This window comes from Pseudomonas sp. Marseille-Q5115, assembly GCF_916618905.1.
Lineage (GTDB): Bacteria > Pseudomonadota > Gammaproteobacteria > Pseudomonadales > Pseudomonadaceae > Aquipseudomonas > Aquipseudomonas japonica_A.
The window spans coordinates 33668-57632 of the sequence record NZ_CAKAKI010000001.1; the positions used below are offsets into that span (position 1 = coordinate 33668).

The following is a 23965-nucleotide window of genomic DNA, read 5'->3' on the forward strand; positions in this document are numbered from 1 at the left end:
CAAAACTGCAGCAGGCGCCGCCGTCATCGCAGACGGCGACGCTCGGGCCCTCAGCGAGAGGTGAGGACGGTGTAGCTGTTCATCAGGTTACGGTAGTTCGGCAGGCGCTCGGAAAGCAGGTTGCCCAGCCCTTCGATATCGTTGCGCCAGTCGCGGTGCAGCTCGCAGGCAACCGAGAACCAGTTCATCAACTGTGCCCCGGCAGCGGTCATGCGAGCCCAGGCCGCCTGCTGCACGGTTTCGTTGAAGGTGCCCGAGGCGTCAGTGACCACGAACACATCAAAGCCTTCGGCGATGGCCGACAGCGTCGGGAAGGCCACGCACACGTCGGTTACAACGCCTGCGATGATCAACTGTTTGCGGCCGGTGGCCTTGATCGCCTTGACGAAATCTTCGTTGTCCCAGGCATTGATCTGGCCAGGGCGAGGGATGTAGGGCGCATCCGGGAAGGCAGCTTTCAGTTCCGGTACCAGCGGGCCGTTGGGGCCCTGTTCGAAGCTGGTGGTGAGGATGGTCGGCAGGTTGAAGAACTTGGCCAGGTCTGCCAGGGCCAGCACGTTGTTCTTGAACTCGTTCGGGGAGAAATCCTGTACCAGCGAGATGAGGCCGGTCTGGTGGTCCACCAGCAATACTACGGCATCATCCTTGTTCAGGCGCTTGTAGGGGGTCGTCATGGTGTTGCTCCTCGGAGTAGTTAAAAAGGGGCGCAAAGGCACGCCCTAGAACGCGAAACACGAGCAGCCGAACGCCCCCCAGAACTCCTGGAAGCGGCTGACAGGTACATTGGAAAGCCTGGCGCGGTCGTGGCTATGAGCGTGCACTGCGCAAGCCCCCTGGCATTGGTGAACAGCCGCCATCGGTGCCGAAGCGGGGCGATAATGGCCCGGTACGAGCGTTACCGGGGACCACTCTGGCACCACCGGGATCGCTGGCGGCGACAGCTCGCGGAAATCACCATCGGCATACACCACCTTGCCGCCAACCACGGTAAGCACTGACTCGATCCACTTGATGGCTTCAGGGTCCACGCTGAAGAAGTCCGCCGAGAGCACCGCCAGGTCGGCCAGTTGCCCGACCTTGATCTGGCCCTTCTTGCCTTGTTCGGACGAGAACCACGCGCTGCCGTGGGTAAACAGCTCCAGCGCGGTGGACCGTGGCAGCCCTTCGGGATACAACTCGAGCCCGCCAACGGTGCGGCCGCTGACCATCCAGTACAGTGAAGTCCAGGGGTTATAGCTGGAAACGCGCGTGGCATCGGTCCCGGCGCCAACCGGTACACCCTCGGCGAGCATACGTTTGATCGGCGGCGTGGCCTCGGCCGCAGACGCACCGTAGCGGTCCACGAAGTACTCGCCCTGGAACGCCATGCGGTCCTGGATGGCGATGCCACCGCCCAGCGCCCGTACGCGCTCTATGTTCTGAGGGGTAATGGTTTCGGCGTGATCGAAGAACCACGGCAAGCCATTGAACGGAATGTCCCGGTTCACCTTCTCGAAAACATCGAGCATGCGCGAAATGGACTCGTTGTAGGTGGCGTGAAGGCGGAAGGGCCAGCGGTGCTCCACCAAGTGGCGCACCACCGGCTCCAGTTCGTCTTCCATGCTCTGCGGCAAGTCCGGGCGTGGTTCGAGGAAGTCCTCGAAATCGGCCGCGGAAAACACCAGCATTTCACCGGCGCCGTTGTGACGCAGGAAGTCGTCGCCCTGGTGCAGCTTCACGCTGCCGGTCCAGTGCTTGAAGTCAGCCAGCTCTTCCTTGGGCTTTTGGGTAAACAGGTTGTAGGCGATACGTACGGTCAGCTGCTGCTCGCTTGCGAGGGTCTGGATAACTTCGTAATCGTCCGGGTAGTTCTGGAAGCCACCACCCGCGTCGATGCAACTCGTCAGCCCTAGCCGATTCAGCTCCCGCATGAACTGGCGGGTGGAGTTCACCTGGTACTCCAGCGGCAGCTTGGGCCCTTTGGCCAGGGTGGCGTAGAGGATCATCGCGTTCGGCCGCGCGATCAGCATGCCAGTGGGCTCACCCCGGCTGTCGCGAACGATTTCACCCCCGGGCGGGTTTGGCGTGTCCTTGGTATACCCGACCACACGCAGCGCGGCGCGGTTGAGCAGCGCGCGGTCGTAGAGGTGCAGCACAAACACAGGGGTGTCTGGCGCGGCCTGGTTCAGCTCTTCGAGCGTGGGCATGCGCTTCTCGGCGAACTGGAATTCGTTCCATCCGCCCACCACACGAACCCATTGAGGCGACGGCGTGCGGTCTGCCTGGGTCTTGAGCATGCGCAAGGCATCGGCCACCGATGGCACCCCTTCCCAGCGCAGTTCCAGGTTGTAGTTCAGGCCGCCCCGGATCAAGTGCAGGTGGGAGTCGTTCAGGCCTGGGATGGCGGTGCGGCCCTTGAGGTCGATGATCTGGGTGGCATCGGTACGTAGGGCCAGCACTTCGGCTTCGCTGCCTACGGCAACGAACTTGCCGCCGCTGATCGCGACCGCGCTTGCGGTTGGCTGTTGGCGGTCGACGGTATGGAAACTGCCGTTGAGGAGAATCAGTTCTGCGGACATGGGCGTTCCTGTAGAGCGGTTGAACGGTTGGCGGCAGGCCCCGGGCCAGAGCACGCGCAGGCCGCCGGGGAGGATAAGGTCATGTTCCGTGAGCCTTCAGCGGGTGGCTTGCATCGGTGTGCTTTGTTTCGGCAGGGACCAGGGGCCGACCGTATCCCTGAAGGTATTATCCCCAGGGGTAACACTCCCGGTGCGCTGGCGCGGCGCCGCGGATATCGAGCCGGCCTGGGCCTGACGCCAGTTCAGCGGGGTACAGCCCGCCAGGCGGCTGAACGTACGGGTAAAGTGGGATTGATCGGCGAAACCACACTCTTCACCGATCTGGGCAATCGGCAGGGGGCTGCTAGCCAGTAGTTGCTTGGCGCGGTCTACCCGGGCGCCTAACAGCCAATCCCGCGGGGACACCCCGGTATTCTTTTTGAAGGCCCGGGAAAAATGGCTGCGCGAGAGGGCACAGGCCTGGGCTACCTCGGCAATGGACAGTGGCGTGGCCATACCCTGGGTCATCAGCTCCTTTGCCTTGCGCTCTTGCCACGGAGCCAGGGCAACCTTGGCCGGAGCCTCGACGGCAGGTGCCGCGTATTGGGCGAGCAAGTGTGCGCACAGCTTCAAACCCTTCTGGTACACGGCCTGTGGCGCGCCGTCGTCCGGTGTGCACAAGGCTTCGCGGAGAGACTCGATGAGGCGGTAGGACACCGCGTCGAGGGTGAGGGTCGACGGCTGCGTAAATGCATTCATGCCCGGGGCTCCTGGCTAGGGGTACGAAGCCAGTGTGGCGGGAGGGGAAGGAAGTACTTTAGAGAACCTTAATTGAGCGGCAAGCTACAAGCCGCGCATGGCTGGCCGCCTCAGTCTTCTTGACGCTTGCCGCTTGCCGCTTGAAGCTTGCGGCTCAGGCCCGGCCCTGGACGGCGGCTTCGATGGCGTTCAACAGTGCCTCGCCGGTGAAGGGCTTGGCGAGAAAGCACACCGCGCCTTCAGCGAGCGAGCGAGCATCGGCGTCGTTGCCATTGGCCGAGATGCACACTACAGGCAGCGCGTTGCCCCGTGCGCGCAGCGCCTGTTGTACCTGATGGCCGGAGAGCCCGGGCATGCACAGGTCAAGTACCAGGCACGCTGCAGTATCCACGGAAGGCGAGGCGAGAAAAGCCTCGCCACTGTCGTAACACAGTGCTTGGTAACCTGCGGACTTGAGCAGGTTGGCGAGGCTTTTTCGCACGGAAAAATCGTCGTCGACGACGCACACCACATGCATGGGCAGGGCTCTTTGCGGCAAGAGGGGGCAGCGGCGGGGGGCCACTCGGTGTGTGCGTCGCGAGCGTTCAGATCAACTCAAGCTCGGCGACGTCAGGCACCATGCCGAGCATTGTGCATAGGTTCACCAACTCGACCAACGTGCGAGCGCGCATTTTGGCCATTACGTGCTTTTTGTGGACCTTGACCGTCACTTCCCGGGTGCCGAGGAGCGCTGCGATCTGCTTGCTTTGCCGGCCCTTGATGAGCCATTCGAGCACTTCCCGCTCGCGTGAGGTCAGCGACGTCAGCCTCTGTGCGACCTGGGAATGGCGGCGGCGTCGCGTCAACGCCTGTCGGGCCTGTTCAATGGCGCTACGTACCACATCCAGCAGGCGGTCATCATTGAAAGGTTTGGTCAGAAACTCCTCGGCGCCCGCTTTCATGGCTTTTACTGACATCGCGATGGTGCCGTAGCCGGTCATGAAAATGATCGGCAGGCAGGCGCCGCGCTTCAGCAGCGCATCCTGCACGTCAAAGCCCGTGCCCTGGGTGAGGTTCACGTCCAGCAGCACGCAACCTGGGCGCTCGCCAGCCCCTTGCCGCAAAAAAGCGGCGGCATCGGTATAGCTCGCCGCTTCAAGCCCTTCGGACCGGAGCAAGCGTGTAATGGCAGCACACACGGCAGGATCGTCGTCGACGATATGTACCAATGGGATCAGGCCATGATCGTCATCGGTCGTGGCCGGCAGGGGCAGGGCCTGTGCAGGGCTCGAGGTCGTTACCGGTACTTGCGACAGGTTCAAGCGATAACCGCGTCGAGGGACCGTTTCGATGACCTGGGTACCTACCTGCAGAACCTTCCGCAGCGTGCAGATGTGCACCTGAACGTTGTTTTCTTCCACCACCATGCCGGGCCACACCTGCTCCAGCAGTTCGTCTTTGGTCACCAGCCGCCCAGGCGCCTGAAGCAGCAGTGCAAGGATGTCGAAGGCGCGGCCTCCCAGGCGCAGGGCCTGGCCATCGAGGAAAGCCTCGCGGCGCTCAAGCGAAATCGACGCATTACCGAGCTGGATCATGGGTTTTCCGCGTTATGCGATTCATTCGGGAGAAGTTCGTTCAATCCCGTGAACGGTAGTGCATGAACTTCGCGGCGGCAATCATACTCAGGGATGACGGCAGGCTTATCAGCAGGCAAATGAGCACAGCCGTGCAAGAAGTCTCAGGGCAGCGTCGGCCATAGTCAGCGCCATTGCAGTTTTCCCTCTGCCGGAGCCCGTCATGCCCTCCAAGGTCACCGCCACTTCCGCCTCCGTGCCTTATCAGGTAACCCTGTCGGACGGCGCCCACCAATGGCTTGCCGACATTGCACAGGAAGGCACTGAAGACGCAGGCCCAGGGCCTCATGAATTGCTGTTGTCCTCTCTGGGTGCCTGCACGGCGATTACGCTGGGCTTGTACGCCCGGCGAAAGCAGCTACCACTTGAAAGCATTCACGTTGCGCTGGAAATCACAGTCGAAGATCCCGCCGCCGGCCTTACTCGGATCGAACGCCAGATCTCGCTGCAGGGTGACCTCGACGATACTCAGCGCCAGCGCCTGCTGCAGGTGGCCAATGCCTGCCCGATCCACCGGCTGCTCAGTGGCACGGTAGACATACATTCGGAGCTGGCTCCCGTTTAAACCGTAAACCACGCACTGGAGGCAAGACGTATGAGCACCTTTACCACCGCTGATGGCACCGAGATCTACTTCAAGGACTGGGGCCAGGGCAAGGCCGTACTGTTCAGCCACGGTTGGCCGCTGGACGCGGACATGTGGGACTCGCAAATGCATTACCTGGCCTCCCGGGGCTACCGCACCATCGCCTTCGACCGCCGTGGGTTCGGCCGCTCCAGTCAACCGTGGACCGGTTATGACTACGACACCTTCGCCGAAGACATTCACCAGTTGATCGAGCACCTGGGCCTAGAGAGCGTAACGCTGGTCGGGTTCTCCATGGGCGGCGGCGACATCAGCCGATACATCGGCCGCCACGGCACGGCCAAAGTGGCTGGGCTGGTGCTGCTTGGCGCGGTAACGCCCATCTTCGGTAAAACCGAAAGCTTCCCTGAGGGCGTGCCCAAGGGCGTGTTCGACGGTATCAAGGCCGGCCTGCTGAAGGATCGCGCGCAGTTCATCAGCGACTTCGCCGCGCCGTTCTATGGCACCAACAAAAACCAGACCGTCTCCGAAGGCGTGCTCACGCAAACCTTGAATATCGCGCTGCTGGCCTCGCTCAAAGGCACCGTGGATTGCGTTACCGCGTTCTCCGGGACTGACTTCCGCGCGGACCTGGCCAAGGTCGACGTACCCACGCTGGTGATCCACGGCGACGCGGACCAGATCGTGCCCTTCGAGACTACGGGCAAGCTGGCGGCCAAGGCGGTGCCCGGCGCCGAACTGAAAGTGTACGAAGGCGCACCCCATGGCTTCGCCGTCACCCATCAGGAACAGCTGAACGAAGACCTGTTAGCGTTCCTGAACAAGTAAGCCCCGCTACAGGTCAAAACGGCCCGCGAACGGTCTGTTCGCGCGCCGATTGCGCTTTGAACCCTAGTGCAAAAATTTTTTCCCCCGCTGTGACGGCTGTCACAATTACCCGAAGCCACGGAAACCGGGGCTTCGGTTCCTGTTTCCGGATTTGCCGGTCCCGCCCGATCCGGACTATTCGCCTGACCCGCATGGTAGAGCGCTCAAGGGTGGGCTACAGTGCTCCTTAACAATAAGAAAACTGTAGAAGGAAGTTTGCCATGCTTGACTATAAGAAAACCCATCGCTGCCTTCTTGCTGACGTAGCCTCCGGTCAATCTACCCATCGCGGGCAGTTGACGCAGACCTTGCAAGCCTTGGTGCTTGCGGGCTTTCTTCGCAGTGAACGCGTGTACAACCCGGATCGGGCCATCGTGTTCAGGCTTACGTTAACCGCTGCCGGTCATGAGTACCTGGCAGGGTTATGGCATTGAAGGTAATCCCCCGGGCCGGCAGGACGCCGGCCCATCGCTGCTTTTCCTCCCCTCTCTCGTAGAAAAGCCTCTGTTGGTAACCTCTGCTCACATAGTCAGCCCGCGTGTTCTTGGGCTCGCTTCGGTGTTGATTTAAGGTAGGCACCTTCTACCTGCGCGAGCAACGGCATGAGCGACACTTCTGTTAGCCCCGGCCTGCCTCCTGAAGGCTACAGCGCCTGGCTTGCCGACCTCAAAAACCGCATTCATGGCGCCCAGCAGCGGGCAACCCTAGCGGTAAACCGCGAGCTGGTACTGCTTTATTGGCACATCGGCCGCGATATCCTTGGCCGTCAGGCCGAGCAGGGCTGGGGTACCAAGGTAATCGACCGGCTGGCACGCGACCTGCGTGCGGCGTTCCCGGACATGAAAGGGTTTTCGCCCCGCAACCTCAAATATATGCGCGCGTTTGCCGAGGCCTGGCCCGACGCGGAGTTTGTGCAACAAGCTGCTGCCCAATTGCCTTGGGGGCATAACCTCGTGTTGCTGGGCAAACTCCCTGGCCCTGAAACGCGACGCTGGTATGCCGCCAAGGCTATCGAACACAACTGGTCGCGAAACGTACTGGTGATGCAGATCGAAGCCCGCCTTCTGGAGCGCACGGGCCAGGCCGTAAGTAACTTCGACAGCCGCCTGCCCAGGGCGCAATCCGACCTGGCCCGGGAGTCTCTGAAAGATCCGTACCGTTTCGACTTCCTCGGCTTGACGGTCGAGGCCCAGGAGCGCGATATCGAAAGCGCGCTCGTTCGGCATGTCACCGACTTTCTGCTGGAGCTGGGCGCGGGTTTCGCCTTCGTTGGCAAGCAGGTACTGCTGGATGTCGGCGGGGACGAGTTCTTCATCGACCTGCTGTTCTACCACCTCAAGCTGCGCTGCTATGTGGTGATCGAGCTCAAGGCTGGTAAGTTCAAGCCCGAGCACCTTGGCCAGTTGAGCTTCTACCTCACCGCAGTGGACGCCCAGCTCAAGCATCCCCAGGACGGCCCCACCATCGGCTTGCTGTTGTGCAAGAGCAAGAACAAGGTGGTGGCGGAATACGCCCTGCGAGACAGCGCCCGCCCCATGGGGGTTGCCGAATATCAACCGGTAGAGGCGTTGCCTGCCGAGCTGCAGGCCAGCCTGCCCAGCATCGAGCAGATCGAGCGGGAGCTGGCCGGTGAGAGCAACCCTGCGGCTTAAGCATCCGCCGAAGGCATCATTGCGATGCCTTCGGCAGCGCGTAGGCCATGATGTAGTCCCCCGCCCGCGTACCCAGCCCACCGTGCCCACCGGCCGCGATCACCACGTATTGCCGGCCATCGGCGCCCTGATAGGTCATGGGCGTGGCCTGGCCACCCGCAGGCAGGCGCTGGAGCCACAGCTCACGGCCGCTGCCGGCTTCGAACGCCCGCAGGTAGTCATCGGCGGTGGCACCCATGAACACCAGGCCGCTGGCGGTGTTCAGGTTGCCGCCGATATTGAAGATGCCCGTGGACAGCGGCAGGTTGAAATGGGTCTTGAACAGGCCCATGTCCCGGGTGGTGCCCACGTCGCGCCGCCACAACAGCTGGCGGGTTTTCAGGTCGATCGAAGCCAGTTGCCCCCATGGCGGTGCCTTGCAGGGCGCGCCCAATACGCCCAGCCAGGGTTCCACGGTGACTACATAAGGTGTGCCGTATTGCGGGTTCACCGCGAACTCTTTGGGGCGAGGCGGTTGGCCTACGCCGTTCCACGGTTCAACGCTGCCATCGGCTTCCGCCTGTTCGCGGGGTACTACCTTGGCCGTGAACGGGATGTAGCTCAGGTTCGCGTACAGGCGCTGCCGCTGCGGGTCCACACTCGCGCCGTGCCAGTCGATCACGCCGTCGAACGCCGGATACACCAGGGTTTTACGCTCTAGGGAGAAGGGCGTGAACGCGCCCTGGTAGTTCAGCCGCTTGAAGTCCAGCCGGCACAGCAATTGGTCCACCGGGGTGATGCCCCACGCATCCTTCTCCTGTACCGGCGGCGGCGCGAAGCTGGGCAGGCCTGCCGAGTAGGGTTGTGTGGGTGCGGTTGGATCATCCGGCAGTCCACCCTGAGGCGCTGGGCGCTCCTCAACCGGAACGATCGGCTCGCCAGTGAGGCGGTTGAGCACAAACAGCTCGCCACGTTTCGTGGTTTGCACCAACGCGGGAATGGGTTCACCTCCAGCACCGGGAATGTCCAGCAGGGAAGGGCCGATAGGCACGTCCATATCCCACAAATCATGGTGCAGCGTCTGGAAGTGCCAGCGCGGTGCGCCGGTATCGATGTCCACAGCCACTACGGAACTGGAGTAGCGCTCATCGAAAGGCCGCCGCTTGGCCCCATAGTAATCCGGCACGGCGTTGCCCGTGGGCAAGTACACCAGCCCATGTTCCACGTCTGCGGTATATACGCCCCAGGCGTTGGGCGTGCCGGGCGTGAACTGTTCGTCCGCCGACGGGTGCTGGACCGCTTCCTCCGGCCGGCCTACATCCCAGGCCCAAAGCAGCTCGCCCGTGACAGGGTCGAACGCTCTCACCGCGCCAGACGGTTCGTTGGTTTTCTGGCCGTCGTAGATCCAGCCGCCAAGTAGCAATTTGCCCTTCGCCACCAGCGGCGGCGAGGTGATGAAGTGGAAGCCCTTGGGGACGTCCCCGAGATGCGCTCGAAGGTTCACGAAGCCGTGATCGCCAAAGCCTTCGCACAGCGCACCAGTGGTGGCATCCAGCGCGAACAGGCGGGCATCCGCGGTCGTAGAAATGATCCGTTGCGGGCAAGGAGTGCCGGTCGGCGCCTGGTAATAGGCAACGCCGCGGCAGGCCAGGTAGGCATTGTTGGAGGTGTCGTTCTGCGGCGTGAAGCGCCACCGCTGCGCCCCTGTCACGGCATCGAGCGCGATGACTTTCCGATGCGGCGTGCAGAGGTAGAGGCTATCGCCCACCTTGAGCGGGGTGACCTCGAAATTGAATTCATACCCGTGGCTGTTCTCGCCTTGCCTGGGCAGGTCGCCTGTTCGGAAGCTCCAGGCCAGCTGCAGGTTATCCACATTGGCCGGGGTGATCTGCCCCAGCGGTGACCAGCGATCACCCGCCGGCGTGCCGCCGTAATAGCGCCAGTCCTGGCCGTCCTGGTTCGCGCCGGTGAAGCCCGCCATTACCTCAGGCAAGCCTCTGGCGGCCGGTTCTGAAGGTTTGTAGGCCACAAGCGCCGCCACCAGCGCCACGCCACATAGTGGTACCCAGACGTAACGCCGGTTGCTCACCGGCCCGCTGCGGTCGAGCCCGCGCTGAACGAAAGGCAGCAGCAGGTATAACCCCAACAAGGTCGGTACCAGTACCCGCGGGAGCAACCCCCAGACATCCAGCCCTACCTCCCAGAAGGCCCAGATAACCGTAAGCAGCCACAGCGTGCCATACAACCGCACACCCAGCCGCCGGCCACACCACAGCAGCGCGCCACTGGCCGCCAGGCCGATACCGGCAAGCACGTAATACCAGGAGCCCCCCAGCGCCGCCAACCAGCCCCCCGCCCCGAGCATCAACAAACCAAACAGGATAAACAGCGCGGCAGTAATGCGCGGAGGAGAGGCGGCCTGGATGCGCATGGCAGACGGCTCCGGTCAAAGGCGTGAGGGTTGGAGGCGCCTGCGAGCGGGAAGGTTCTGAGGGGTTGCTTAATGTGAGCTGAAGCTAGTGAAGTGAATCCCCGTGGCTGGGCAACGCCAATTCGGTAGGAAGCGTTCCAGAGGCCAAATTGCGGACATTAAAAAGCCGGCTTGTGGCCGGCTTCTCGTCGATAAGTCTGGCCTATTTTTGGTAGGCCGTACCTATCTGCAAAAGGTAGGGTGCTGTTGCATCAAGCAATAGCAGGCGGGCTGGCGGGTAGCTGGCTCGCCGGGTACTGGCCCGAAGGCCGGTACCGAAGTGGCGCCATGGTAGCGGCGCAGGCAGGGGTTGGGTAGGGGTAATCGGGCCAGCGGTCGCAAAAAAGCTGCTGCGGCCACGGCCACGGCCTGCCACAAGAACACGTCGAACACTGTAGCAGCACGCCTTGGCGGCGACCCGCCCAGCAGGGCGGCGGATTCGGACACCCCGAATGAGAAAGCCCCGGCACAAGGCCAGGGCTTCTTTTCACTCAACCACGTACTTACTCTTTGTAAGCCGCTACGGATTTGGTGATTTCGGCGCGGGCAGCGTCAGCGTTGCCCCACTCCTTGAGTTTTACCCACTTGCCAGGCTCCAGGGCCTTGTAGTTCTCGAAGAAGTGCTGGATCTGTTGCAGCAGCAGCGGCGGCAGATCGGTGTATTCCTTCACGTCCTTGTACAGCGCGCTCAGCTTGTCATGAGGCACGGCCAGGACCTTGGCGTCGCCGCCACCTTCGTCGTCCATCATCAGCACGCCAACCGGGCGGGCACGAATGACCGAGCCAGGCACAACCGGGTATGGGGTCACTACCAGCACGTCCAGCGGGTCGCCATCATCGGCCAGGGTGTTGGGGATGTAGCCATAGTTGGCCGGGTAGAACATTGGGGTAGCGACAAAGCGGTCAACGAAGAGCGCGTCGCTGTCCTTGTCCACTTCGTACTTGATCGGCGCGTGGTTGGCCGGGATCTCGATAACGACATGGATGTCGTTCGGCAGGTCCTTGCCGGCTGGGATCTTGCTGTAGCTCATCAATAGTGCTCCCGTTAACAGTCGGATCGTTGAGGCCAGTTTTTGGCAAAAGTGGCGGGATTATAGGCATATCGCGAATACGGCGCCACGGTAGGACCGCCATGCGAGCGGTCGGTTGCACGGCCCTCAGGCAAGCGGTTCGGCGGCAGTGGGCACTGCTTGCGACGCGTGCAGGCGATCCAGGGGATCTTGCCGGTAGAACGCCTGAAGTTGCTGGTAAACCTGAGGGTAAGCGGCTACCAGCAGGTCGGGCGCGCTGAAGAAATATTCGCTGGCAACGGCAAAGAATTCCGCCGGGTTTTCCGCTGCGTACGGGTCAATGGCGGTTTCGGCGTTTTCGTCCGCATCCAGCTGGGCATTAAGGTCATCGAAAGCGAGCTGCATGGCCTCGGCCCAATCCTTCACCTGCATGCCCCGGTGCAGTGGAGGCAGACCGTTGGCGTCGCCGTTGAGCATGTCCAGCTTGTGTGCCAGCTCGTGAATCACCAGGTTGTAGCCATCCCACCCACCGCTGGAGCTCACGCCGGGCCAGGCAAGAATGACCGGGCCTTGCTGCCACGCCTCGCCACTGTGCTCGGCGTCCCATTCATGTTCGATCCCGCTGGCGTCGCGATGGCGCTGCGGGCTGCGAAAGTCGTCCGGGTACAGCACGATTTCGTGAAAGCCGTTGTACCAGCCCAGCTCGTCCAGCCCCAGCAGCGGCAGCTGCGCCTGGGCGGCAAGCAGCAGGCAGCCGTGGTCGGTCAGCTCGAGGCCGGGGAGGGTGGTCAGGGTTTTGTCAGCGAGAAACAGCAGGCTACGCTCGCGCAGCGTGTGGTCGTCTTCCGGGCTGATGCCATCGAGTATTGGCAGGGCCTGGCGTACAGCGGCCCACTGAGCCTCGCTGATCGCATGCCGACGCAAGGTGCGCTGGCGTTTCCAGGCCTGCCAGCTCCACATCAGCGGCTGGCAGCCTTCGCCGCGCTGCCTGTGCGGGCGCGGACCAGACCGATGATCATCGGCAGCAACGACAGCCCCACAATGAACAGCACCATCACGGTGAGGTTCTGTTTGATGAACGGAACGTTGCCGAAGAAATAACCCAAGGTGATCAGCCCGCCCACCCAGGCCACGGTACCGGCCACGCTGAAGGCCACGAAGCGCAGGTAGGGCATGTGAGCCACACCTGCCACGAAGGGGGCGAAGGTGCGGATGATGGGCAGGCAGCGCGCCAGGGTGACGGTTTTGCCGCCGTGGCGGTCGTAGAACGCTTGAGTGCGCTGCAGGTAATCCCGGCGGAATACACGAGAATGCGGATTGGCGAACAGCCTTTCGCCAATCGTACGGCCTACCACATAGTTGGTGCTGTCACCCAGGATCGCCGCCGCCATCAATAGCCCGGCGAGCATTACAGGGTCCATGCCGCCGCCGGCCGCTACGGCACCCGCAATGAACAGCAACGAGTCGCCCGGCAAAAACGGCAGCACTACCAGCCCGGTTTCGCAGAAGATCACGGCGAACAAAATAAGGTAAATCCAGCTTCCGTACTGGGTCACCAGCTGGTTCAGGTACACGTCCAGGTGAAGAATGAGGTCCAGCGGGTTGAAGTCCATATACGCCACCTGTGTGCGGCCCGGCAGGGCAAAAGCGGCCATTATACGGGCGATTACCACCGATGTTCAGTCGGTGATCGGCAACACATAGTTCTTGAACTCGTGGTCTTCGACAAACCCGATGGATTCGTACACACGGTGCGCCACTTCATTGTTCACACTGCTGGACACGCGCATACGGACCGAATTGCTGTCACGGGCCAGCTTCCTGGCCGTGCGCATGAGGTTGTCCGCCACCAACATACGTCGTGCATCTTCGGCCACATAGATATCGTTGAGTATCCACACGCGCTTCAAGGCGAGCGAGGAAAAGCTGGGATACAGCTGGCAGAAGCCCAGCAAGCGTTGACTGTCAGCGTCTGGGAATGCGAGGAAAATCACAGACTCCTTGCGCCGCAATCGCTTCTCCAGAAACGTTCGGGAAGCCTCTGGGAACGACAGCTCCCCGTAAAACTCCCGATATTTAACGAACAGTGGGGCAATCAGGTCCAGGTGGTCCAGTGTGGCTTGGATGATATGCATCAGTGCCTCGTCGGTCAGGTTGCGCAGAAACGCAGGGCAATGGCAGGTACGGCGAAGCACCGTGGCAATCGGGCAATGAGCAATAGATAGCGCACCGTGGGCGAAGGGCAAGCCCACCCGGCTGGAAACAGACGGCAGGCGCCCGGGAAGGCGCCCGCCAGAGGGTGGTCAGAAGAAGCCGAGCGGGTTGATGTCGTAGCTCACCAACAGGTTCTTGGTTTGCTGGTAGTGGTCGAGCATCATCTTGTGGGTTTCACGGCCTACGCCGGACTTCTTGTAGCCACCGAAGGCCGCATGCGCGGGATAGAGGTGGTAGCAGTTGGTCCACACGCGGCCGGCCTTGATGCCCCGGCCCATGCGATAGGCGCGGTTGATATCGCGGGTCCACACCCCGGCGCCCAGGCCGAACTCGGTATCGTTGGCGATCGCCAGCGCTTCGGCCTCATCCTTGAAGGTGGTCACGCTGACCACCGGCCCGAAGATTTCCTCCTGGAACACCCGCATGCGGTTGTTGCCTTTGAGCAGGGTAGGCTGGATGTAATAGCCCGTGGACAGGTCGCCCTCTAGCTTTTCCACTTGGCCACCGGCCAGCAGCTCGGCGCCTTCATCCTTGGCGATCTGCAGATAGGAAAGGATTTTGTCGAACTGCTGTTGCGAAGCCTGGGCGCCGATCATGGTGTCGGTGTCCAGTGGGTCGCCACGCTTGATCTGCTCGACCTTCTTCATCACCTCTTGCATGAACGCGCCATAGATCGACTCCTGAACCAGCACGCGGGACGGGCAGGTGCACACCTCACCTTGGTTGAAGAACGCCAGTACCACACCTTCGGCTGCTTTTTCGATGAACGAAGGCTCGGCCTGCATGATGTCTTCGAAGAAAATGTTCGGCGACTTGCCGCCCAGCTCTACGGTGCTGGGGATGATGTTCTCCGCCGCACACTTCATGATGTGCGAACCCACCGGTGTAGACCCGGTGAACGCAATCTTGGCGATACGCTTGCTGGTGGCCAGGGCCTCACCCGCTTCCTTGCCATAGCCTTGCACAACGTTGAGCACGCCCGGTGGCAGCAGGTCGCCGATCACTTCCAGCAGCACCGAGATGCCCAGCGGGGTCTGCTCGGCGGGCTTGAGCACCACGCAGTTGCCTGCCGCCAGCGCTGGGGCCAGCTTCCACGCAGCCATCAGGATCGGGAAGTTCCAAGGGATGATCTGGCCAACCACGCCCAGGGGCTCATGGATGTGATAAGCCACGGTATTGCCGTCGATCTCGGCCGCGCTGCCTTCCTGGGCGCGCAAGGCCCCGGCGAAGTAGCGGAAGTGGTCCGCCGCCAGCGGGATATCAGCATTCAGCGTTTCGCGAATGGCCTTGCCGTTGTCCCAGGTTTCGGTAATGGCCAGCAGTTCGAGATTCTGCTCGATGCGATCGGCAATCTTCAGCAGCACCAGTGAGCGCGCCTGTGCCGAGGTGCGGCCCCAATCGTCAGCTGCCGCATGTGCAGCGTCCAATGCCTTGTCGATGTCTTCGGCGGTTGAGCGAGGGAACTCGGCAATGGGCTGGCCATTGATCGGGGAGGTATTGGTGAAGTACTGCCCTTTCACCGGTTCTACGAAACGGCCACCAATGTAGTTGCCATAGCGTTCCTTGTAGGAAACGGTGGCGCCTTCGGTGCCGGGGTGTGCGTATCGCATGGGTGTCTCCTGGGCTTTTATTGTTGGCGGAACACGCGCGTTAGCGTCTGTAGAGCGTAGAGCAAAGCCCGCGCCACTGCGCTGTGGCCGCCTGTTTCAGGGGTTTCCAGCCTTCGCAGCGCAGCGGTTGTACCGGTTTTTACACGGCCAGGTGACAACGTTGTGCCATATTCGATACACCCGAGGCGCGCATTAGCTGCGGCGTTGCATTGCCGGCAGGGCTGGAGGATGCTGATGCTCCCCCGGCAAGGGAGTACAACAACAATGCACAGCGATCCATCCAACCGCCATGTGCGGCACGTCATCAGCGCTGCCCGAAGCCTGGCCCAGTCACCGGGGCCGGCCGCCGAGTTGGCGGTCACCCGTTCGTGGTTGCGCTGCCTGGATGACTACAAGCTGGACCCTGCCACCCTGGCCGCGCCTTGCGTGGTAGAGCACAGCCGTGTGCTCGACGGTCGCGAGCGCCTCAGGCAGGTGCTTGGCGTGGCAGATGGTGAGATGAATGACCTGCACCGGCAGCTAGGGGGCGCCGGGCACGCGGTGTTACTTACCGATGCCAGTGGTGTGATCCTCAGCTGTGTGACAGCTAGCCCGGAGCGCCGGGTATTCGAGCAGGCTGGTTTGTGGCTGGGTGCGGATTGGAGTGAGGGCTGCGAAGGCACCAATGGCATCGGTACCTGCCTGGTGGAACGCCAGCCCTTGACCATCCACGGTAACGAACACTTCCGCAGCCGCCACACCGGGCTTACCTGCTCTGCCAGCCCGGTGTTCGATCCCAGTGGCGAGTTACTCGCGGTGCTGGACGTTTCTGCCGTGGCCGATGGCAGCCGGCAGAGCCAGTTTCATACCGTAGCCTTGGTAAACCTGACGGCGAGGAGCATCGAAAACGCCTACTTCCTGCGCCAATACCAAAACCAGTGGCTGCTGCGCTTGCAGGTGCGACCCGGGCCGGCCGGTGCATTTTCGGATGGACTACTAGCGTTTGGCGAAGACGGCCGGATAAGGGCGGCGAACCAGAGCGCGATAAAGCTGCTTGGGCAGGCTGGGCTAAAAGGGCGAACGCTGCACGAATTGTTCGACTGCACAGAGGCGGCTTTCTTCGACCGCTCCCGACACGTCACTTCGGCAACCTGGCCATTACGCTGCCGCGACGGCAGGGCGTTGTTCGCGTCTGTCTCCGGCGCGCCCGCCCCGCTATCAAGGGTGACATCGGCGCGCGTGCCGGCGGCGAACGCCAAAGCCGGCATGCCTGCCCAGGCTGGCCCTTGCCTCGAAGACCCTGCCCTTGCCGAGGCGTTTCGCCGGGCCTGCCGGGTTGTGGAGCGCGACGTGCCGCTGCTGCTCAGCGGCGAAACCGGCTCAGGCAAGGAGGCCTTCGCAAGGGCTGTACACTCGGCGAGCAGCCGCGCCAGCCAGCCGTTCGTGGCGCTCAATTGTGCATCCATTCCCGAAGGTTTGATCGAGAGCGAGCTGTTCGGCTATCGCCCCGGCAGTTTCACCGGCGCGAGCAAGGATGGGCAGCGGGGCAAGTTACGGCAGGCACACGGTGGCACCCTGTTGCTGGACGAAATCGGCGACATGCCGCTTGGCCTGCAGACCCGCTTGTTGCGGGTGCTGGAAGCCAGAGAAGTGGAGCCCATCGGCGGTGAGCCGGAGGCACTGGATGTGTGCATCATCAGCGCAAGCCATCGGAACCTGCTGGAGCGTGTAAGGGAAGGTACCTTCCGTGAAGACCTCTATTACCGGTTGGCCGGCCTGACCATTGATTTGCCGCCCCTGCGCGACCGTACCGACAAATCGCAACTGCTCGATCACTTGCTCGCGGTGGAAGCGCCGGATGGCGATATCTGGCTGAGCGCCGAGGCCCGCGCATGCCTGCTCGCCCATTCCTGGCCGGGCAACGTACGGCAATTGCGAACAGTGTTGCGAACGCTGGCTGCCTTGGCGGACGGCGGGGTGATCGACCTCGAAGCACTGCCTGTAGAGTTCAGGCGTGAACCGAGCGTGGCGGCGCCATTGGCCGACGCCGAGCGGGAGGCCCTGCTGACAGCGCTCAAGGCGCAACAATGGCATGTGACCCGTACCGCCGAGGCGCTTGGCCTCAGCCGCAACACGCTGTATCGCAAGATGCGCCGTCACGGCCTGGCCCGGGATCACTGATACCCGCTTCGCCGCGGGTGAAATTCTTCTTGGCCTGGGCTACCCTGCCTCGACGTTTTTCGAGGTCGATCATGCATATCCACATTCTTGGCATCTGCGGTACTTTCATGGGCTCGCTGGCGGTTCTCGCCAAGGAATCGGGGCACCGGGTAACCGGCTCCGACGCCAATGTGTACCCACCCATGAGCACGCAGCTTCAAGCCCAGGGCATCGAGCTAACCCAAGGGTATGACCCCGCTCAGTTGGACCCGGCCCCGGACCTGGTGGTGATCGGCAACGCGTTGTCGCGCGGCAACCCTGCCGTGGAATATGTGCTGAACAAAGGTTTGCCGTACGTCTCCGGCCCGCAATGGCTGGCCGATCACGTGCTGCAAGGGCGCTGGGTGCTCGCGGTCGCGGGCACTCACGGCAAAACCACCACAAGCAGCATGCTGGCGTGGGTGCTGGAGCATGCAGGCATGGCGCCAGGGTTCCTGATCGGCGGCATTCCGCAGAATTTCGAGGTTTCCGCGCGGCTGGGTGACACGCCCTTTTTTGTTGTGGAGGCGGACGAATACGACAGTGCGTTCTTCGACAAGCGCTCCAAGTTCGTCCACTACCGCCCTCGTACCGCCATTCTGAATAACCTTGAATTCGATCATGCAGACATCTTCCCTGACCTGGCAGCGATCGAGCGGCAGTTCCATCACCTGGTACGGACTATTCCGGGCGAGGGGCTGATCATCCATCCACAGAGCGAAAAGGCTTTGGCTCGCGTGGTGGACATGGGCTGCTGGACGCCAGTGCAAACCACCGGCGAAGGCGGGCAATGGCAGGCGCGGCTATTGGCCGAGGACGGCTCCCGGTTTGAAGTGATGTTCGCTGGAAACGCCGAAGGCGTGGTGGAGTGGCCGCTTACCGGGCAGCATAATGTGGCCAACGCTCTGGCATGCCTGGCGGCAGCGCGGCACGTAGGCGTGGTACCGGCGCTGGGAATTGAAGCGCTGTCCCGTTTCCGCAACGTGAAGCGGCGCATGGAAGTTGTAGCCCAAGTAAAGGGTATTACGGTGTATGACGACTTCGCCCACCATCCCACCGCCATTGCTACCACCCTTGACGGTTTGCGCAAGCGCGTAGGGTCCGCACCCATCATTGCCATCGTCGAGCCGCGCTCCAATTCCATGAAGCTGGGCGCTCACCGCGACGGGCTGCCAGCCAGTGTCGCTCAGGCGGACCAGGTGATCTGGTATGCGCCGCCAAACCTGGGTTGGGACCTGGCGGCTACCGCGGCCCAGTGCACGGTATCGAGCACCGTAGCCGATAACCTCGACGCGATCATCGCTCAGGTAAAGGCCCAGGCCACGCTTGGCACCCATGTGGTGATCATGAGCAACGGCGGTTTCGGCGGCCTTCATGGCAAACTGGCTGAGGCGTTGAAATGAGTGGCCCGGAACGTATTACCCTGGCAATGACCGGCGCGTCGGGCGCCCAATACGGCCTGCGGCTGCTGGATTGCCTGGTGCGCGAAGATCGCGAGGTGCATTTCCTGATTTCCAAAGCGGCGCAGTTGGTACTCGCCACGGAAACCGACGTTACCCTGCCGGCCAAGCCCCAGGCGATGCAGGCATTCCTTACCGAATATACCGGTGCCAGTGCTGGCCAGGTGAAGGTTTACGGCAAGGAAGACTGGATGGCCCCGGTAGCGTCTGGCTCCGGAGCGCCCGGCGCCATGGTGGTGGTGCCATGCTCTACCGGCACGCTGTCGGCCATTGCCACCGGCGCCTGCAACAACCTGATCGAACGCGCCGCAGACGTTACCCTGAAGGAACGCCGCCCGTTGATCCTGGTGCCTCGCGAAGCACCGTATTCCACCCTGCACCTGGAAAACATGCTCAAACTGTCCCGGATCGGCGCGATCATCGTGCCGGCTTCTCCAGGCTTTTATCATCAGCCACAGACCATCGACGACCTGGTGGACTTCGTGGTGGCGCGCATTCTCAACCTGCTGGACATCCCCCAGGACATGCTCCCACGGTGGGGTGAGTACCACGTGGGCAATGATGAATAAGACCTCGCTGTTATTGATGCTGGCGCTGGCCACCGGTTGCGCCAGCGTCAAGACCCTGGACGCCGCCAAGCCGGGCGCGCCGCTGGTGTATGCCGGTACGCGGCTGGACCTGTATGCACTGAACGGCGGCTGCTGCGCAATGGACCGCTTTGGCACGGAGCCGCCGGCTTGGCCTGCCGCTGATTTGCCGGCCAGCGCCCTGCTGGATACGGTGCTGTTGCCGTTTTCTCTGCTGGCAACGCTCGGTATCGGCTACCAGGCTCAGGGCGGGCTGTAACCTCGCCCCCGTCTATCGGCCCAGCTTGCGCAGCTCGTCCGATTCCACCACCCGCACGCCGTTGTCTTCCTCCAGCGCCAGCCGCCACAGGGCGCGGGCCAGGTGGCAGGCTTCGATCCCATGGTATTTACCCGGAATCAGCCTGGAGAGCGGGGCGGCGATCTGTTCCGCCAGGCGGGGTTCGCTACGGTTGCCGATCAGGATCGAAGGGCGTGCCAAGGTCAGTTGTGGCCAGTCCTGCTCTCTGAGCGCCAGCTCCAGCTCACCCTTCACCCGGCTGTAGAACACGGACGACGTTGGGTCCGCATCGATGGCGCTAACCACCAGCAGGTGCCGGGCGCCGAGCTCACGGGCCCGCTGGGCGAATGCGATCACCAGGTCGTGGTCGATCGCGCGGAACGCTTCCTGTGAGCCGGCTTGCTTGATAGTCGTGCCCAGGCACGAAAATGCGATATCCACAGGGCCTTCAAGGCGGGGCAAGAGAGCCCCCAACTCACCCACCGGGTTCTCCAGCCGGGCATGTTCCGCCAGAGGGCGACGGGTTGGCGCCAGTACCCGGCTCACCGTTGGCTCGTTCAGTAGCCGATCCAGCAAATGCTCACCCGTAAGGCCGGTGGCCCCCGCCATAAGGATATTTTGCGGTGTGAGGTACATGGTGCCTCCTGCGCTATCAGTGGCTGGCCGCCGGTTGTGATTGCGTGCCATGGTCGGCGCCGCTATGAAGCGCGGCGCTGGCCTGTTGCTGGCGTAACCGGTGCCAGTGGGTCAGAACGCCCTTGGGCGCCCACATCTGGGGCTCCGAGGGCTCGAAATTCTCGGCCTGCTCGCGTTGCGCCACGATGGCGCTGGCCTGATCGAAAGCCGCTTGCAGGTCATCGGTTTCGGTCAAGGCCTGAGCGAACAACGCATCGCCGAAGTAGGTGAAATCGGCCTCTTCGGAACAGCCGAAGGACACTCGGTCTGGCCGGGAGGCGGTGATCACCAGAGTGCGGTCGTTTTTGAGCGGTTCAATGAACCCCCCGGAATAACAGGCAGACACCACGACGATCTTGTCCCTGTCTTTCAAAGGGGCCATCAACACGGCGAGGTCCTGGGCAGAAAGGTCACCCAGTTGCAGCCGGGGTTGCTCCAGCACCAACTCATGCTCCGGCGTGCCGTGGCTGGTGAGGTAGATGAACACCAGGTCTTCCGGGCCGCTGCGTTGGGCTATGGTTTGCACTGCGCGGGCCAGGGTTTCCCGGGTGGCCATCACCCGGTCCACCATATGGTCCCGGTGGTTCACAAGTGTTAATCCACCTACCGCGCCAAAGCGGCTGGCCAGCAGGTCATGCACATAATCCGCTTCTCGCATGAACACGCTTTGTTCCCCATCGCCGCCCACCGTCAAACTATAGAGCTCAACGGTGGGGCTGGAGTTCGGCACCCGCGCCAGGGCACGTTCCAGCAGGCCGCCCTGGGCGAGCATTCCTTGTTCCAGCGGGTCGGGCAGGGCACGGTCATGCTCATCACGTACCCGCCGGCCTTCCAGCCAGTAGCCTTCCTGGCGGTTGCCGTTCGCGAGCACCAAAATGCCCTTGCCTTGATAGGCGTCATTGATGAAGCCCCCGGTGTAGAGGCTGCCGTCCGCGGAAGCCAACTGGCCCTCGCCATGGAAATGCCAGTCGGCAAATTCACCCTGGTAATGGCTACCGTCGTTGGCGAAGAGATCACCCGCCCCGTTGGGTGCACCCTCCTTGAACTGGCCGATCCACACATCCCCCGCCTGGGTTTCGTAACGGCCACGCCCCTCCAGGCGCCCATGGTGAAAGTCGCCGATGTACTGGTCCCCGTCGCCGTTGCTGAAGGTGCCGTGCCCTTCCAGTTGGCCGCCCACGAAGTGCCCGCTGAACTGGTTACCGTCGGCGTCGGTACGCACACCTTCACCATTGGGCTGGCCACGTTCGAAATCGCCCTGATAGGTGCTGCCATCATCCAGGTCGAGATGGCCCGCGCCGGCATACTGGTCATTCAGGAAGCCGCCGCGGTAGCTACGCCCCGGCTCTTTCAAAAAACCTTCACCTTCGCGCTTGCCCCGCTTGAAGGCGCCTGTATAGGTGGTTGCGCCCGTGGTCAGTGTGCCTTGGCCATCGAACAACCCTTGGCTGAACTCGCCGCGATAGATTTCACCGTTCGGCCCATGCCATTCCCCGGTGCCGTTCCACTGGCCATCCTTGAAGGTGCCGGCGTACCAGCTGCCGTTGGGGTAATCCACCCGGCCCTGGCCCTGAAGCACACCATCGACTACATCCCCCCGGTATTGCCCGCCGTCGGGCAGGCGGGCGTCGGCAGGCAGCAGCGGTTTACCTTCGCCGCAAGCGGCAAGGAACAGGCACAGGGCAAGTGGAACGAGTGAGCGCATGACAGGGTCCGGGCAATCGAAGCGCCGAGTATGCCGCACAAGCCATTGTCGCATATAGCCTTTGCCGCCCTTACACGCGCCTGCTCAGACGAAACACAGTGAAAGCGGCTCGGCTACATACGCAGGCTTCTCCTGGCCTTCAATCTCCAGCGTGGCCCGGGCGCGCAGCAACCATTGGCCTGGTCGCTTCTCGCTGGCCTCTACCAGCGCAAGGCGCAAGCGCACACGGGAATTCACCGGCACCGGCTGCATGAAGCGCACCGCTTCAAGCCCATAGTTGACGACCATCTTCAGGCCTTCCGGTAGCACCATGATGCCCTCTAGCAGATGCGGGATCAGCGACAGGGTGAGAAAGCCGTGGGCGATCGTAGTGCCGAAGGGTGTGGCGGCGGCGCGCACGGGGTCGGTGTGGATGAACTGGTGGTCGCCTGTCGCCTCGGCGAACAGATCGATCCGGGCCTGGTCGATAGTCAGCCAGTCGGAGCAGCCTAGCTCCTGGCCAATATGGTCCGCCAGACGGTCGGCGGGTACGTAGCGCATGGTTGAATCCCGAAGGCAAGACAGGGTTGGCAACCACCGCAGCTCATCATGCGGTCGTTGGCACGGTCAAGCGAAGGCTGGCCCAATCCACTCCATGAATACCCGATGCCGTGGCTATAATGCCCGCCGAATCACGGGCTGCCGCATAACGGAGAGAGCGATGTTGTTGAGAGGGCTGACCTGGCTGATCGTATTCCAGTTGTTTGGCACGGCCATCCACGAATTGTTCCTGCCCCTGCTGCCCGGGCCAATCATTGGCTTGCTGTGCCTGCTGGGGTGGCTGATCTACCAGGGCGAAGTACCGGAGCCGGTCGAGCTGGCGGCCTCCAGCCTGCTGCGCTACCTGCCATTGCTGCTGGTGCCGCCGGCGGTTGGTGTAATGGTCTACGCGTCGCTGATCGCTCAACACTTCTGGGCCATTATCGGCGCGCTTGGTATTTCCGTCGTCGCCTCGCTGGGGCTTACAGGCTGGCTGATGAACCGGCTGATCGCCGCCAAGGCGCGTCGCGCTGAGCGAGGCCTTGGCCATGATGCTTGATTGGCAGGGCGCGGCCACGGCCGTTACCCACCATCCCTTGTTCGGGATGGGCGTTACCCTTGCGGCTTACCAACTGGCCATGGCGCTCTACGAGCGGACGCGGCTGGTGTTTCTGCAACCGGTGCTGCTGTCCATGGTGATGGTGGTGGCGGTGCTGCTGCTCTGTGGCTTGAGTTATGCCCAGTACCGGGAAGGTACTGAGATCTTCGCCACCCTGCTGGGCCCGGCCACTGTGGCCCTGGCGGTGCCGCTTTTCCTCAATTTGCGGCGCATTCGACAATTGCTCTGGCCCACGCTTGTCACGCTTGTGGTGGGCGGCGTGGTGGCAACGGCTTCCGGCGTATGGCTGGGGTGGTGCTTCGGAGCGGATCACGAAACCCTCATGACCATGGCGCCGAAGTCCGCTACATCCCCCATCGCAATGCTGGTAGCCGACCAGATTGGCGGGGTACCTGCCCTTGCGGCGGTGTTCGTTCTGGCCACCGGGGTGATCGGCGGGATCTTCGGGCCGGGAATTCTTCGGCTATTGAAGGTCGAAGCACCCGAAGCCCGCGGCATGGCGCTGGGGCTTACATCCCATGCGGTCGGCACGTCGGTGGCCCTGCAGGAAGGCGAAACCTGTGGCGGGTTCGCCGCGCTGGGCATGAGCTTGATGGGTTTGGCCACGGCGGTATTCCTGCCCCTGGCCGTTAGCCTGTTCGTATAGAG

General features: G+C 62.5%; 24 protein-coding genes. 10 read left to right on the forward strand and 14 right to left on the reverse strand.

The genetic code is table 11. The features are described from left to right. Positions 1 to 50 precede the first annotated feature (50 nt). The 5 genes from ycaC to LG385_RS00215 all read right to left on the reverse strand — a co-directional run bounded on the left by ycaC (position 51) and on the right by LG385_RS00215 (position 4870). Complete coding sequence (gene ycaC / locus LG385_RS00195) at positions 51 to 674, reverse strand: isochorismate family cysteine hydrolase YcaC (protein ID WP_181117460.1); 624 nt, start codon at positions 672 to 674, stop codon at positions 51 to 53. A 45-nt stretch (positions 675 to 719) separates the two neighbouring features. Beyond that, complete coding sequence (locus LG385_RS00200) at positions 720 to 2558, reverse strand: amidohydrolase (protein ID WP_225771512.1); 1839 nt, start codon at positions 2556 to 2558, stop codon at positions 720 to 722. A 96-nt stretch (positions 2559 to 2654) separates the two neighbouring features. Then, positions 2655 to 3296 (reverse strand): AraC family transcriptional regulator, encoded by a 642-nt coding sequence (locus LG385_RS00205; protein ID WP_225771515.1) that lies wholly within the window; start codon positions 3294 to 3296, stop codon positions 2655 to 2657. Positions 3297 to 3450: 154 nt separating this feature from the next. Beyond that, entirely contained in the window at positions 3451 to 3813 is a 363-nt protein-coding gene (locus LG385_RS00210) for a response regulator transcription factor (protein WP_225771517.1), read from the reverse strand. Between the two features lie 67 nt (positions 3814 to 3880). Beyond that, entirely contained in the window at positions 3881 to 4870 is a 990-nt protein-coding gene (locus LG385_RS00215) for a response regulator (RefSeq protein ID WP_225771519.1), read from the reverse strand. Between the two features lie 202 nt (positions 4871 to 5072). Here LG385_RS00215 and LG385_RS00220 point away from each other — a divergent pair, with 202 nt between their 5' ends. The 4 genes from LG385_RS00220 (at position 5073) to LG385_RS00235 (ending at position 8014) form a co-directional block, all read left to right on the forward strand. Then, positions 5073 to 5474 carry an OsmC family protein gene (locus LG385_RS00220; protein WP_225771521.1) on the forward strand — a complete coding sequence of 134 codons (402 nt, stop codon included), beginning with the start codon at positions 5073 to 5075 and terminating at the stop codon, positions 5472 to 5474. 30 nt (positions 5475 to 5504) lie between these two features. Further along, positions 5505 to 6323, forward strand: a complete 819-nt coding sequence (locus tag LG385_RS00225; RefSeq protein WP_225771523.1) for an alpha/beta fold hydrolase — start codon at positions 5505 to 5507, stop codon at positions 6321 to 6323. A gap of 260 nt (positions 6324 to 6583) precedes the next feature. Further along, a complete protein-coding gene (locus LG385_RS00230) occupies positions 6584 to 6796 on the forward strand; it encodes a hypothetical protein (protein WP_181117453.1) in 213 nt (70 codons plus the stop codon). 168 nt (positions 6797 to 6964) lie between these two features. Continuing rightward, positions 6965 to 8014, forward strand: a complete 1050-nt coding sequence (locus LG385_RS00235; protein ID WP_225771525.1) for a PDDEXK nuclease domain-containing protein — start codon at positions 6965 to 6967, stop codon at positions 8012 to 8014. 16 nt (positions 8015 to 8030) lie between these two features. Here the strand turns inward: LG385_RS00235 and LG385_RS00240 are convergent, their stop codons facing one another. From LG385_RS00240 to LG385_RS00265, 6 genes are all read right to left on the reverse strand, one after another. Continuing rightward, a complete protein-coding gene (locus LG385_RS00240; RefSeq protein ID WP_225771526.1) occupies positions 8031 to 10424 on the reverse strand; it encodes a membrane-bound PQQ-dependent dehydrogenase, glucose/quinate/shikimate family in 2394 nt (797 codons plus the stop codon). Positions 10425 to 10966: 542 nt separating this feature from the next. Then, complete coding sequence (ppa, locus tag LG385_RS00245) at positions 10967 to 11494, reverse strand: inorganic diphosphatase (protein ID WP_181117450.1); 528 nt, start codon at positions 11492 to 11494, stop codon at positions 10967 to 10969. A gap of 126 nt (positions 11495 to 11620) precedes the next feature. Beyond that, positions 11621 to 12433 carry a zinc-dependent peptidase gene (locus tag LG385_RS00250; protein WP_225771528.1) on the reverse strand — a complete coding sequence of 271 codons (813 nt, stop codon included), beginning with the start codon at positions 12431 to 12433 and terminating at the stop codon, positions 11621 to 11623. Beyond that, the gene (locus tag LG385_RS00255; RefSeq protein WP_225771530.1) at positions 12433 to 13086 is read right to left on the reverse strand and encodes a DedA family protein; all 654 of its coding nucleotides are present in this window, start codon (positions 13084 to 13086) and stop codon (positions 12433 to 12435) included. The genes LG385_RS00250 and LG385_RS00255 overlap by 1 nt, the downstream gene beginning before the upstream one ends. Before the next feature lie 66 nt (positions 13087 to 13152). Further along, entirely contained in the window at positions 13153 to 13608 is a 456-nt protein-coding gene (locus LG385_RS00260) for a GNAT family N-acetyltransferase (RefSeq protein ID WP_181117447.1), read from the reverse strand. A gap of 168 nt (positions 13609 to 13776) precedes the next feature. After that, positions 13777 to 15297, reverse strand: coding sequence for an aldehyde dehydrogenase family protein (locus tag LG385_RS00265; protein ID WP_181122490.1), 1521 nt, complete (start codon positions 15295 to 15297; stop codon positions 13777 to 13779). 264 nt (positions 15298 to 15561) lie between these two features. Here LG385_RS00265 and LG385_RS00270 point away from each other — a divergent pair, with 264 nt between their 5' ends. The 4 genes from LG385_RS00270 (at position 15562) to LG385_RS00285 (ending at position 19781) form a co-directional block, all read left to right on the forward strand. Then, a complete protein-coding gene (locus LG385_RS00270) occupies positions 15562 to 17457 on the forward strand; it encodes a sigma-54-dependent Fis family transcriptional regulator (protein WP_225771533.1) in 1896 nt (631 codons plus the stop codon). 71 nt (positions 17458 to 17528) lie between these two features. Continuing rightward, on the forward strand, positions 17529 to 18878 hold the full coding sequence (gene mpl, locus LG385_RS00275) for a UDP-N-acetylmuramate:L-alanyl-gamma-D-glutamyl-meso-diaminopimelate ligase (RefSeq protein WP_225771536.1): 1350 nt from the start codon (positions 17529 to 17531) through the stop codon (positions 18876 to 18878). Continuing rightward, positions 18875 to 19504: a flavin prenyltransferase UbiX gene (ubiX, locus tag LG385_RS00280; protein ID WP_181117443.1), complete on the forward strand. Its 630-nt coding sequence runs from the start codon at positions 18875 to 18877 to the stop codon at positions 19502 to 19504. The genes mpl and ubiX overlap by 4 nt, the downstream gene beginning before the upstream one ends. After that, positions 19497 to 19781, forward strand: coding sequence for a YceK/YidQ family lipoprotein (locus tag LG385_RS00285; RefSeq protein WP_225771538.1), 285 nt, complete (start codon positions 19497 to 19499; stop codon positions 19779 to 19781). The genes ubiX and LG385_RS00285 overlap by 8 nt, the downstream gene beginning before the upstream one ends. Positions 19782 to 19793: 12 nt before the next feature. On the opposite strand, the gene LG385_RS00290 is transcribed toward LG385_RS00285, so the two are convergent. The 3 genes from LG385_RS00290 to LG385_RS00300 form a co-directional block, all read right to left on the reverse strand. Beyond that, on the reverse strand, positions 19794 to 20435 hold the full coding sequence (locus LG385_RS00290) for an oxidoreductase (protein WP_225771540.1): 642 nt from the start codon (positions 20433 to 20435) through the stop codon (positions 19794 to 19796). A gap of 16 nt (positions 20436 to 20451) precedes the next feature. Continuing rightward, positions 20452 to 22179, reverse strand: a complete 1728-nt coding sequence (locus LG385_RS00295) for a C13 family peptidase (RefSeq protein WP_225771542.1) — start codon at positions 22177 to 22179, stop codon at positions 20452 to 20454. An 84-nt stretch (positions 22180 to 22263) separates the two neighbouring features. Then, positions 22264 to 22719, reverse strand: a complete 456-nt coding sequence (locus tag LG385_RS00300) for a MaoC family dehydratase (protein WP_181117439.1) — start codon at positions 22717 to 22719, stop codon at positions 22264 to 22266. 160 nt (positions 22720 to 22879) lie between these two features. On the opposite strand from LG385_RS00300, the gene LG385_RS00305 reads away from it, so the two are divergent. Beyond that, positions 22880 to 23257 carry a CidA/LrgA family protein gene (locus LG385_RS00305; protein ID WP_181122496.1) on the forward strand — a complete coding sequence of 126 codons (378 nt, stop codon included), beginning with the start codon at positions 22880 to 22882 and terminating at the stop codon, positions 23255 to 23257. Beyond that, positions 23247 to 23963 carry an LrgB family protein gene (locus tag LG385_RS00310; protein ID WP_225771544.1) on the forward strand — a complete coding sequence of 239 codons (717 nt, stop codon included), beginning with the start codon at positions 23247 to 23249 and terminating at the stop codon, positions 23961 to 23963. The genes LG385_RS00305 and LG385_RS00310 overlap by 11 nt, the downstream gene beginning before the upstream one ends. Positions 23964 to 23965: the final 2 nt, after the last annotated feature.